Source organism: Cytobacillus kochii (assembly GCF_020171845.1).
Classification (GTDB): Bacteria; Bacillota; Bacilli; order Bacillales; family Cytobacillaceae; genus Cytobacillus; species Cytobacillus kochii.
The window spans coordinates 152618-164158 of record NZ_JAIVAM010000008.1; the positions used below are offsets into that span (position 1 = coordinate 152618).

General features: G+C 36.7%; 12 protein-coding genes. 9 read left to right on the forward strand and 3 right to left on the reverse strand.

Going from position 1 to position 11541, the window contains the following annotated elements; all coding sequences use genetic code 11:
• Positions 1 to 93: 93 nt before the first annotated feature.
• Positions 94 to 1230 carry a stage II sporulation protein P gene (gene spoIIP / locus LCM23_RS13830; protein WP_224937485.1) on the reverse strand — a complete coding sequence of 379 codons (1137 nt, stop codon included), beginning with the start codon at positions 1228 to 1230 and terminating at the stop codon, positions 94 to 96.
• A gap of 386 nt (positions 1231 to 1616) precedes the next feature.
• On the opposite strand from spoIIP, the gene LCM23_RS13835 reads away from it, so the two are divergent.
• Together LCM23_RS13835 and LCM23_RS13840 are read left to right on the forward strand one after the other, a co-directional pair.
• The gene (locus LCM23_RS13835) at positions 1617 to 2129 is read left to right on the forward strand and encodes a hypothetical protein (protein WP_224937486.1); all 513 of its coding nucleotides are present in this window, start codon (positions 1617 to 1619) and stop codon (positions 2127 to 2129) included.
• Positions 2126 to 2665 carry a hypothetical protein gene (locus tag LCM23_RS13840; protein WP_224937487.1) on the forward strand — a complete coding sequence of 180 codons (540 nt, stop codon included), beginning with the start codon at positions 2126 to 2128 and terminating at the stop codon, positions 2663 to 2665. The genes LCM23_RS13835 and LCM23_RS13840 overlap by 4 nt, the downstream gene beginning before the upstream one ends.
• Positions 2666 to 3181: 516 nt before the next feature.
• On the opposite strand, the gene LCM23_RS13845 is transcribed toward LCM23_RS13840, so the two are convergent.
• Positions 3182 to 3664, reverse strand: coding sequence for a DUF1641 domain-containing protein (locus LCM23_RS13845; RefSeq protein ID WP_224937488.1), 483 nt, complete (start codon positions 3662 to 3664; stop codon positions 3182 to 3184).
• A 21-nt stretch (positions 3665 to 3685) separates the two neighbouring features.
• Positions 3686 to 6625 (reverse strand): formate dehydrogenase subunit alpha, encoded by a 2940-nt coding sequence (gene fdhF / locus LCM23_RS13850; RefSeq protein ID WP_224937489.1) that lies wholly within the window; start codon positions 6623 to 6625, stop codon positions 3686 to 3688.
• 446 nt (positions 6626 to 7071) lie between these two features.
• Here fdhF and LCM23_RS13855 point away from each other — a divergent pair, with 446 nt between their 5' ends.
• The 7 genes from LCM23_RS13855 to LCM23_RS13880 all read left to right on the forward strand — a co-directional run bounded on the left by LCM23_RS13855 (position 7072) and on the right by LCM23_RS13880 (position 11526).
• Complete coding sequence (locus LCM23_RS13855; RefSeq protein ID WP_095372820.1) at positions 7072 to 7422, forward strand: DUF2294 domain-containing protein; 351 nt, start codon at positions 7072 to 7074, stop codon at positions 7420 to 7422.
• 14 nt (positions 7423 to 7436) lie between these two features.
• Positions 7437 to 8228: a formate dehydrogenase accessory sulfurtransferase FdhD gene (fdhD, locus tag LCM23_RS13860; protein WP_224937490.1), complete on the forward strand. Its 792-nt coding sequence runs from the start codon at positions 7437 to 7439 to the stop codon at positions 8226 to 8228.
• A 254-nt stretch (positions 8229 to 8482) separates the two neighbouring features.
• Positions 8483 to 9283 (forward strand): formate/nitrite transporter family protein, encoded by an 801-nt coding sequence (locus LCM23_RS13865; RefSeq protein WP_224937491.1) that lies wholly within the window; start codon positions 8483 to 8485, stop codon positions 9281 to 9283.
• A 61-nt stretch (positions 9284 to 9344) separates the two neighbouring features.
• Positions 9345 to 9467, forward strand: a complete 123-nt coding sequence (locus tag LCM23_RS25925; RefSeq protein WP_263624244.1) for a hypothetical protein — start codon at positions 9345 to 9347, stop codon at positions 9465 to 9467.
• Positions 9468 to 9691: 224 nt separating this feature from the next.
• Positions 9692 to 10777, forward strand: a complete 1086-nt coding sequence (locus LCM23_RS13870; protein ID WP_224937492.1) for a type III polyketide synthase — start codon at positions 9692 to 9694, stop codon at positions 10775 to 10777.
• A gap of 5 nt (positions 10778 to 10782) precedes the next feature.
• Positions 10783 to 11334, forward strand: a complete 552-nt coding sequence (locus LCM23_RS13875; protein WP_224937493.1) for an isoprenylcysteine carboxyl methyltransferase family protein — start codon at positions 10783 to 10785, stop codon at positions 11332 to 11334.
• A gap of 18 nt (positions 11335 to 11352) precedes the next feature.
• Positions 11353 to 11526: a hypothetical protein gene (locus tag LCM23_RS13880; protein ID WP_157733949.1), complete on the forward strand. Its 174-nt coding sequence runs from the start codon at positions 11353 to 11355 to the stop codon at positions 11524 to 11526.
• The last annotated feature ends 15 nt before the right edge of the window (positions 11527 to 11541 follow it).

Consider the following 11541-nt stretch of genomic DNA (forward strand, 5'->3'; position numbering starts at 1 on the left):
TTTATCTATATCAATTGTAAGTAGGGTGAAATGTAGCAGTTAAATATATCCCCAGTAAACAGCGACTACCCAAAATGAATAGTCGCTGTTTAATTACTGAGATTCTACTTCTTTTTGCTTCCAGTAATATTCACTAAATATATCGGCAAAGGCATCTGTACTATTATCAAGTTCTTCACGGTTATTGTCGACACCGCCGACTTCTAGGAGAATGGCGCGATCAGATAAGTCTTGGTTGTAGACACCATTGCCTACTGAGTAATCTTTCTTTAAGACTCCTCTACTTAGACCAGGGTATTTTTCCTCTACTGCTTTATTAAGATCTTCTGCCAGTTTTAAATTCTTTTCGTAATTCTTACTCTCTGCACCGACCACAAAGAAGAGTCGAGCATAACTTTTACCATTAATGTCAATAGTAGTGACATCTTTTCTCTGTGAATCTCGATGAATATCAATAATGTAAGATAAGTTTTTATTACTAGCCATTGCCTCAGAAACGAAATCTCTTGCCCTTGTATAAGCATCATTATGCTGTAATCCTTGACTATGCAATGCTTCTGTCATATTTGTTCTGTTATGTTCAACGCCGATACCCTCAGCATGTAAATCTTTTTGTAGTTTAGAACCAACTGAGATCACATTATACTTTTCATCATTACTTACAGCGTCGTCTGCTGTCTGTGCTTCTTTTATAAATGGAAGGTAAGATTCATAACTATGTGAATGATAAATATACACATTTTTTTCTTTAGGTGATGTTGTTCCATCCTGCCCGTCATCGTTATTATCATCATCGTTTCCGATAGTCTCTTTGTCTTTTATTAATTTATCCATTGGTACGTTTGTTGACTCAATTGGTAAAGTTGTATAATCTGTTCCTTTTCCAGCGATGTGAATTTTGCCATCGAAAAAGGAGAATAAAGGGAGTTCTCTACCAAGGAATGTCCGTGGATCCTCAGGCGTAATACTTGTTGCAAACTTAAAAGCAAGGTCAGAGATAGCCACTTCTTCAATCGCATCCTCACTAATAAAACTTTGGTTAGCACTTTTTAATAAGTGTAGATAAATGGAATGCGATTGAGGTCCATTGATGACAGAACTAGCAATATCAGAAGACATCTTTATTGTGACGAGTGCGACGGTACTTGCTAAAAAGATGCAAGCAATAGTAATGGAGAGAGCAGTAGTGTTAATAAATAGAAATAACTGATAGCCTTGTGATTTTTGCATATCATCCATCCTTTCTATTAAAATGCTTATGAAGAAAAAGAGAGAGATATGCTAAATTTAAGACTATCAATTTTGCCTTTTATAAAAAAATAACTATTTGTGGATATAAAAATAGTAGAGGTAATGGAAGGTTACAAAACTGCCCTTATACCCAAGTTGGAATAAAAAATGGGTGTATCTTCTAAGTCACTCAAAGTGAAAATGGAGTTGAGAGCCTCGCAAATTGGATTTGGACGTCAATAATGAGAATCAATTGGTGCGACTTAAAATGAACGTGAGCGTAAAATGAGTAGCGTAAATCAATTTAAGCTACTAAAAAGAGGGAACGAGACAAGATGAGTAGGGCAAAATAAAGATACGCTACTTAAAAGAGGAGAAGCGACAAGATGAGTAGAGCAAAATCAATATGTGCTACTAAAAAGAGGAGAAGCGACAAGATAAGTAGGGTAAAATCAAAATGCGCTACTAAAAAGAGGAGAAGCGACAAGATAAGTAGGGTAAAACCAAAATGCGCGACTAAAAAGAGAAGAATCAACAAGATGAGTAGGGTAAAATCAAAATGCGCGACTAAAAAGAGGAGAAGCGACAAGATAAGTAGGGCAAAATCAAAAAGCGCGACTAAAAAGAGGAGAAGCGACAAGATAAGTAGGGTAAAACCAAAATGCGCGACTAAAAAGAGAAGAATCAACAAGATGAGTAGGGCAAAATCAAAAAGCGCGACTAAAAAGAGAAGAATCAACAAGATGAGTAGGGTAAAATCAAAATGCGCTACTAAAAAGAGAAGAATCAACAAGATAAGTAGGGCAACCCCAAAATGCGCTACTAAAAAGAGAAGAAGCGACAAGATGAGTAGGGTAAATCAAAATGCGCTACTAAAAAGAGAAGAATCAACAAGATGAGTAGGGCAAAATCAAAATGCGCTACTAAAAAGAGAAGAAGAGACAAGATGAGTAGGGTAAAATCAAAAAGCGCGACTAAAAAGAGAAGAATCAACAAGATAAGTAGGGCAACCCCAAAATGCGCTACTAAAAAGAGGAGAAGCGACAAGATAAGTAGGGCAAAATCAAAAAGCGCGACTAAAAAGAGAAGAATCAACAAGATGAGTAGGGCAAAATCAAAAAGCGCGACTAAAAAGAGAAGAATCAACAAGATAAGTAGGGCAAAATCAAAAAGCGCGACTAAAAAGAGAAGAATCAACAAGATAAGTAGGGCAACCCCAAAAAGCGCGACTAAAAAGAGGAGAAGCGACAAGATAAGTAGGGTAAAATCAATATGCACGACTAAAAAGAGGAGAACCAACAAGATGAGTAGGGCAAAATCAAAAAGCGCGACTAAAAAGAGGAGAATCAACAAGATGAGTAGTGCGAAATTACCCCCCGCTACTAAAAAGAGAAGAATCAACAAGATAAGTAGGGCAACCCAATTCCCGCTATAAAAGAGAAGAACCAACAAGATAAATAGCGCAAACCCCGTTTAGTATAAAACCTCCTTTTAGAAGGTCACCATTGCTGTGACGGACCTTGACAAACATTTGAAGGGGATTGATTCCATATGAGAGAATCAGGCTTGAAAGCTTGATAAGGTTAGCCTTTTTTACGGGCTTGTTGAGGTTGCGTGGGGGATAACTAACGGTCGTATTTGATTAATGTTAGATCATCAACGCTGTACGAGGTAGATAATCTTAGCAGCATTTAGGAAAAAAACAGCAATGAAGATCGAGCACAAAATAGTCACTCATCTATGAGATTAAGTCATGGTATAAGAATAGCTTTAGGAAGTGAACGATTAACTAGAAAAGAAAGGAGGATGATGAAGTCCTCTATCTCGATAAGTTAGGTTTTATATATAGCCAGAGGAAGGGGGGAGAGTCTTTTTTGTATAATTTTTATATTGCTCAGGGTAAATGATAATGAAAAACCTCCCACAATAATCGAGTGGGAGGTTTACTGCATTATTTCTCTTCTTTTAATTCTTTACCCATGCCTTTAAGGAAATGAATACCGAATCCGATCGCGCGATTAATATCAGGGTCATTTAAAACTTTGGCCAATTGCATAATACCAATTTTCTTTTCTTCATGTAAAAAGTTTTTTCCTTCGTCCATGCCCGATACTGCACTTTTAATGAGTTTTGTTGTTTGTTCAGGGTCAGCTTGCATAAGTGCACCAGTTGCACCCATTAATGTGTTAATTAAGTTGGTTACAGGTTCTTTTGTTACTTGACCAAGTGCTACTTTAGCAATTTGTTCTTTCCCTTTTAACATGGAATTGGCTGCATCAAGCATACCTGCTTGTTGTAATTCGCCAATAAGAGCCATGATGCTTTGTACTGCTTGATCATTTTCAGTGAGTAATGATTTTAATTCGTTAAGCTTTTGCTCTTGTTCAAGGGCTTCATTTCTCTCACGATGAATCTCAGTAATAGGCGCTGCCATAATGAATCACCTCTCCAATCTTTATTGATCTGTTAAATGAACATAGCCTTCGCGATTCCATTTACGTTGAACTTCCACGCCGTTTTGTGGATTGCGTTTTTTATTACGCGGGTTCGTTTTTGGTAATGGTTTGTCCCCGGCTTTGTTATTTAAAATTTCCATACGAACTTTCGTTTGTTTATAAGCCGGTGTACGCGTTCGTTTATCATATAAAGGACCAGTTAAGAAATTGATAGCAGAATCCTTATCAACTGAATTCATTGGTAAGTACAGTTCGTTTTTCTTCACTCGGTCTGTAATTAGAACATTCAATTTAACTGCACCAAATGGAGAGACGAGTCTTACTGTCGAGCCATCCGAAAGTTTTCTTTCTTGTGCTAGTTCTTCTGATACTTCCACAAACACATCTGGTACTTTTGCATTCAGGCCTCTTGACTTATTGGTCATATTTCCTTCATGGAAGTGTTCAAGCATACGCCCATTATTAATATGGAGGTCATATTCTTCAGGGAAATATGCAGGTTCTGCCCAATCAGATAAGGCGAAACGCGCTTTTTTGTCTGGGAAGTTAAAACCATCTTCATATAACAATGGTGTGCTTGCTCCATCAAGACTTCCCCATAAGAAGCTACCCCAACCTTCTAGTACATCATAGCTTGCTTGAGAGAATAGTGGTGCAAGACTCGCCATTTCAGCAAAGATTTCACTAGGGTGTGTATATGTCCAATTTGCCCCTAGGCGATTAGCTACTTCTTGTATAATCCACCAGTCAGGTTTAGAGTCTCCTAATGTTGGTAACGCTTGGTACAATCTTTGTACACGACGTTCAGTATTTGTAAATGTACCTGTTTTTTCGAGCGATGGTGCGGCAGGTAAAATAACGTCAGCGTATTGAGCTGTTCGAGAGAAGAATATATCTTGAACAACAAAGAAGTCAAGACTAGAAAGTACTTTATCTACATGGTTCGCGTCAGAATCAACAAGTGCCATGTCTTCACCAACAAGGTACATTGCTTTCATTTCATCTTTTTCAATCGCTTGTAACATTTGAATATTATCTAAACCTGGTGTACCTGAGATCTCAACTCCGTAAGCTTTCTCAAACTTCGCACGAGCGATATCATCGGTAATATGTTGATAGCCTGGTAACCAAGTAGGTAAGGTACCCATATCACATGCACCTTGTACATTGTTATGTCCACGCAATGGATAAGCTCCAGCACCTGGGCGACGATAGTTACCTGTTGCTAATAACAGGTTAGAAATAGCAGCTGAAGTATCAGAACCACCAGTATTTTGCGTGACGCCCATACCCCAAAGGATACAAGTACCGTCAGCATCACGAATCATTTCGGCCATTTCGATGATTTGTGATTGTGATAAGCCAGTCGTTTCTTCAGCATATGCTAACGTATATTTCTCTAAAACTTCATTAAAATCATCGAAGTAATTGACATTTTCCTTAATAAATTCAGCATCATGCCAACCTTGATCAATCATGTATTTGGTTACAGCCATCAACCAAACTTGGTCTGTTCCTTGTTTCGGACTGATAAATAAATCAGAACGTTCAGCCATCTCATTTTTACGCAAGTCTGCAACAATTAGCTTTTGACCGTGGTATTTATGCGCTCTTTTCACACGTGTAGCGAGAACAGGGTGACCTTCTGCTGGGTTTGCACCAACAATAATGACAAGACCTGCATCAGCAATATCTTTAATGGTTCCAGCGTCACCGCCCATACCTACCGTTCTAAATAAGCCATCAGTGGCTGGTGATTGGCAATAACGAGAGCAGTTATCGATATTATTCGTTTCAAATACTTGTCTAGCTAATTTTTGTAATGAATAGCTATCTTCATTTGTAATTTTTGAAGAAGAAATAAAGCCAATTGAATCTTTGCCGAATTCTTCTTTAATACTACCTAGTTTACTAGCTACTAGGTCTAATGCCTCGTTCCAACTAGCTTCTACAAAGCGACCTTCTTTTCTAATCAATGGTTTTGTAATTCTTTCTTCAGAATTAACAAAATCCCAACCGAATTTACCTTTGACACAAGTGGAAATCGCATTTACTGGTGCATCGTGGCTTGGTTGCACTTTCAAAATTTCACGGTCTTTTGTCCAAACTTCAAACGAACAACCTACACCACAGAAAGTACAAACGGTTTTCGTTTTTTCGATTCTTTCTTCACGCATCGCAGCTTCAACTTCTGATACAGCAAAAATCGTGCCATAGTTCGGTTCTACTTCTTTTACAAGGTCAATCATTGGTGTCATAATCTCATCATCAATCTTTGTCATGAAACCTGCATTACCGAGCATTGATTTTTCCATTAAGGCATTACATGGACAAACCGTTACACATTGTCCGCATGAAACACATGACGATTCATCAATGGATACACCTTGGTCCCAAATAACTCTTGGTCTTTCTCTTTCCCAATCAATTGAAAGTGTTTCATTTACTTGTAGACTTTGACAAATCTCAACACATTGGCCACAGGCAATACATTGATTTGGATCATAACGATAGAAAGGATGCGACATATCGACAGCCGATTTATCTTCTTTAGGCGTATAAGGATACTTTTGATGCTCAATCTCTAATAATTCAGCTGTATTATGGACTTTACAGTTGCCGTTATTATTATCACAAACTGTACAATACAGTAAATGGTTTTCTAAAATACGGTCCATCGCTTCTGTTTGTGCCTCTTTGGCACGGTTTGAACTTAAGCTAACGCTCATACCACTTTCTGCTACAGTCGAACATGAGCGCATAAGTTGACCATTTACTTCTACAATACATGTGTCACATGTTTGTATTGGGTCTACCTCTGGTAAATAACAAATCTGTGGATGTTCAATTTGATTTTGATTAATGATTTGGAGAATGGTTTGCCCCTCATGCCCCTCATAATCCACACCATTAATTGTAATGTTTACATTGGAAGTCAATTTTGTTTCCCCCTTACACTTGATCAAACAATGGTTTAAAGAGAATAAAGTGAGTGTTTCTGCTTAAACCAATAAAAAAACCACCATGTACTATACCGCTTACAAAAAGCGAGCATAATCCATGGTGGAATAGTTAAATAACAACGCTTGCTATTATACCAATCCATACCATTTTTAGTATGTAGAAAGTACCATTGATAGAGAGACAACATGAAAATATTACCCCTCCAACAATTCCACTAGTTATTATAGCGCTAAAAATTAAATTTAACAATAATGAATTTAATCTTATAACGATTACAGTTCAATAGGGTAATTTTGGTATTTTGAAACATTGAAGCAATCATCGTGCAATTTTTTTCCTATTCGCAGCCCCTTTCATTTTTTTTTTGCTTGTACTATGATTATACAATTGAGACAGAATCTTATATAAAGGGGTAAAGAAGATGTCAAAAATGGTGCATGAGTTTAATGATATCATTCGTAAATTAAGAAAAGACTTATTTGGTAAGGGACCGGAGAAAATCCACACAGTGTTTGTAGAGAATATGGCCGTTTCGACTTTATACGGTAATCTCACACCGACAGAACAATTTATTTCTCGTACAGAAGATGGCAAAGAAATGGTGCATTCAGCAAGAACAAAAATGATTCAAGATGTATATGCTGAAGGTACGCCAGAAGGAATGGAAGAACTGGTCGGCGCGACGCTGTTACATTTGTTTTCTGATATTAAAGTGGAAGAAAATATGGCGATATCTGTATTTGTATTCGATAAAAATATCATAGATTCATAGAAAGAGGAGAAAAGATGAAGCAAGTGGAAACGAGTCGTAAAATCATACGAGTGACTGGAAATAAAGTTGAAAAAATAGAAGATACCATTGTTACCGAATATGCTGTAACGGTTAAGCTGAATGGAGAAGAGCTAGTCACAATGGTATGTACACCAGAATATATTGAGGACATGGTTATAGGTTATCTTGCATCAGAAGGTATCATAAGATCTTACAAGCATATTAAAGATATATGGGTACAAGAAAAGGAAGGGTTCGTTCATGTTACAACTGATCGTACAAATCCTTATATACAAAACTTCCAAAATAAAAGATATATTACTTCTTGTTGTGGTATGAGTAGACAAGGCTTTGTTTTTGTTAACGATGCATTAACAGCTAAAAAAATGGAAGATGTTAACATTCAATTAACTGTCAATGAATGTAATCAGTTAATGGAACAATTACAAGCTTCTGCGACTACATTTAAACAAACAGGTGGTGTACATAGCGCTGCGCTTTGTGACAAAAATGGGATATTATTAAGCAGAATGGATATTGGTAGGCATAATGCGCTTGATAAGATATATGGTTATAGTTTACGAGAGGGTATCAGCATGAAAGGGAAGATCATTGTTTTCACAGGAAGAATCTCTTCGGAAATACTTTTAAAAGTAGCAAAGATTGGTTGTGAAATGATTCTTTCAAAATCTGCACCAACAGAGTTTGCTTTGCGCTCAGCAGAGGAATTAGGAATTACGACTGTTGGATTTATTCGTAATGGCAACATGAATATATATACTTATCCTGAACGAATCCTCTTATAAAAAAATACTTCGCTACACGAAAAAAATAAAAAATAGTCTAGTAAAAGTTTTTGTTTTTTGGTAGCATATAGTTTGCAATGGGTAAATGGAAGTAAGGCAAGTACTGTTTTATCTCTTTTTACAACAAACAATATAAATATGATGACTGATACTTCTGTAGGTGATTGCAGAAGGGTTAGGCAGCATTCTTTGAAATCCTTTACAAAAGTAGGGGGTGTCTGAGTGCTGCCTTTTTTATTTAGGGGGTAGTTAGAATGGGATTTAGTAAACCGCAAGAAATTATGGAACAGACGATTGCAACAGGTGTTGCAAAAACGAAAACACCACTTTTGTCGCTGTTGGTTTTAGGCTTTTTAGGTGGGGCATTTATTGCACTAGGATTTTTATTAGACATTCGTGTTATTGGGAATTTACCGGCAGAGTGGGGAAGTTTCGGATCGTTTTTAGGTGCAGCAGTTTTCCCTTTAGGCCTTGTATTAGTAGTATTGGCTGGGGCTGAATTGATTACAGGTAACATGATGTCAGTTGCGAGTGCTTTGTTCTCAAAGAGAATTAGTCTTGGGCAATTATTAAATAATTGGTTTTGGGTGTTATTATCCAATTTTGTAGGGGCACTGTTTGTTGCTTATTTCTTTGGACATGTCGTTGGATTAACAGAGACAGGTCCATATCTAGATAAAACAGTAGCGATTGCTGGTGCAAAAATTGATGATACATTCTTACAAACATTTGTTTCAGCGATTGGTTGTAACTGGCTCGTATGCCTAGCTGTTTGGTTAGCTTATGGTGCTCATGATTTTGCAGGTAAAATTTTGGCTATTTGGTTCCCGGTTATGGCATTTGTTGCGATTGGATTCCAGCACGTTGTTGCCAACATGTTCGTTATTCCAGCTGCGATTTTTGCAGGTTCGTTTACTTGGATAGATTTCATTGGTAATATCATACCTGCCTTTTTAGGTAATGTAGTTGGAGGGGCTGTTTTTGTTGGCCTAGCTTACTTTGTCTCCTATAAACCAAAAAATGAAACAAATGCTCAGTTGAAAAAAGCTTCATAATAGAAACACAATCATCATAGCTTACATACAATAATCTATTAGAGATATTGGATGTGAGCAAATGCAGCAATATTATTGTGATTATTGTAAAACGCTATATAAAGAACAAGGGGTTTGCCGTGTTTGTGGTCAAATCATTGATAAAACGATTATCATTGATGTGCATAAGCAAGGCAATAAATAAGCAAATATAATTGGTAAAGTTTGCGTAATGCCAAGAGAGCTACTTTAAGATATGATAAAAGGGCACAGCAACTCCTTCAAAACACATCTTTCTGAGCCGAATGAGATAACTCATTCGGCTTTTTTTAATGCAAAAAATGAACGAGAAAGATTAAAAACCAATCAATGCATAAATATCCTTATTAAGGAAAAAATACCCGTACATAGATAGAAAGGGAGTTCCTTATGCCAGCTATTTTATCCATCTCAGAAGTACCCCCACCAAATGAAATTACTCAAAATGAAGTGGTAGCATTTGCACGCCACTTATTTGGGCAATCGTTCAAAGATATCGATCGTTTACTAAAAGTATTTCAAAATGGACAAATTGAAAAACGTCATTTTGCCAAAGAACTAGATTGGTTTAAAGAGGACCATAGCTTTGCTGATAAAAATGATGCCTTCATTGAAACGGGAGTTAAACTTGGGTGTGAGGCGATTGAAAAATGTTTAACAACGAGGGAGTTTCTAAATCAACCTATTAAGTATCAAGAGATAGATGCGATTTTTACGATTACTAGCTCAGGTTTAGCTACACCATCGCTTGAGGCAAGAATAATGAATCTATTACCCTTTTCTGAGCAAACAAAAAGGATCCCAATATGGGGTTTAGGCTGTGCAGGTGGTGCATCGGGTTTATCGAGGGCTTATGAATATTGCTTAGCTTATCCAAAAGCAAAGGTTTTAGTATTAACAATTGAATTATGCAGTTTAACTTTTCAAAGAAATGATCGCTCTAAGAGTAATCTTGTTGGTACTTCTTTATTTGCTGATGGTGTTGCCTGTGCATTAATCGCAGGTGATGAAAGTGGTTATCGAAAATATCAGAAATTGCCTGCCATCCCCCATATATACGGGACACAATCAACGACAAAAAAGGATTCGCTTGATGTAATGGGTTGGGACGTAAAGGATGATGGTTTATATGTCATATTCTCAAGAGATATTCCCACAATTATTGAAGGCTGGCTGAAGCCAAATGTACAGAAATTCTTAAATCAATTCTCATTACAAATAACCGATTTGCAACATTTTATTGCTCATCCAGGTGGAAAAAAAGTGATTGATGCTTATCAAGCGTCTTTACACATTCCTGCTGAGATGACCGCCACTTCATTAAATGTTCTAAGGGAGTTCGGCAATATGTCATCAAGCACAATATTATATGTCTTGCGAAGGTTTTTTCTACTTGGAAAAAAGGATGATATAGGTTTGGCAACTGCCTTAGGGCCGGGTTTTAGCTCGGAATTACTTTTATTAAAATGGAGGTGAATTAAATGTTTTTTTATTTTCTTCTATTTGTTATTACTCAACGGTGTATAGAGTTAATCGTCGCAAGATTCAATGAGGACTGGATGAAAAAAAGAGGTGGCATTGAATTTGGTCAAAGTCATTATCCACTAATCGTTATGGTACATAGTTTGTTTTTTATTGTTCTAACAGTTGAGGTAATTGTGTTCGGCAAAGGATTATCTCCTTATTGGTATTATTTACTGCCATTATTTATACTCACACAAGTAATAAGAATATGGGTGTTATCTACCTTAGGGAGGTTCTGGAATACAAAGATTATTGTTTTACCTCATGCAAAAGTGGTAACTAAAGGACCATATCGTTGGCTAAAGCACCCAAACTATACAGTCGTTGCCATGGAGTTTCTTATTATGCCTCTATTGTTTCAAGCTTACTATACTGCCCTTGTTTTCACTCTGTTGAATTTCTTTATTTTAGCCATTCGTATTCCAGTTGAGGAAGAAGCATTAAAAGCATTAACGAAATATGAAGAAGCCTTTCCAATGAAGAGAGATGAAGAAATAGGAAAAATTTGAAAAAGGTTTATTTTAGTATTGAAAATCATTCTCGATTATGATAAATTATTAATTGAAGATGATACTTATTCTCAATTAATGAAAGGCGTGATACATTTGACAGCTCTTTTTGTGGTTGGCACTATCGCTGTATATGGTGCAGTAATGAAATATGTGTTGAATGGTGTTACAAAGTCTGAAGCAAAATCTTAAATTAGCGTTTACCCC

Bases quoted from the DNA above. Each gene is read 5' to 3' on its own strand.
- spoIIP (WP_224937485.1), bottom strand. From the start codon at position 1,230: ATGCAAAAATCACAAGGCTATCAGTTATTTCTATTTATTAACACTACT.
- LCM23_RS13840 (WP_224937487.1), top strand. From the start codon at position 2,126: ATGAGTAGGGCAAAATCAAAATGCGCTACTAAAAAGAGAAGAAGAGAC.
- LCM23_RS13835 (WP_224937486.1), top strand. From the start codon at position 1,617: ATGAGTAGAGCAAAATCAATATGTGCTACTAAAAAGAGGAGAAGCGAC.
- LCM23_RS13855 (WP_095372820.1), top strand. From the start codon at position 7,072: ATGTCAAAAATGGTGCATGAGTTTAATGATATCATTCGTAAATTAAGA.
- LCM23_RS13870 (WP_224937492.1), top strand. From the start codon at position 9,692: ATGCCAGCTATTTTATCCATCTCAGAAGTACCCCCACCAAATGAAATT.
- LCM23_RS13865 (WP_224937491.1), top strand. From the start codon at position 8,483: ATGGGATTTAGTAAACCGCAAGAAATTATGGAACAGACGATTGCAACA.
- LCM23_RS13875 (WP_224937493.1), top strand. From the start codon at position 10,783: ATGTTTTTTTATTTTCTTCTATTTGTTATTACTCAACGGTGTATAGAG.
- LCM23_RS25925 (WP_263624244.1), top strand. From the start codon at position 9,345: ATGCAGCAATATTATTGTGATTATTGTAAAACGCTATATAAAGAACAA.
- fdhD (WP_224937490.1), top strand. From the start codon at position 7,437: ATGAAGCAAGTGGAAACGAGTCGTAAAATCATACGAGTGACTGGAAAT.
- LCM23_RS13845 (WP_224937488.1), bottom strand. From the start codon at position 3,664: ATGGCAGCGCCTATTACTGAGATTCATCGTGAGAGAAATGAAGCCCTT.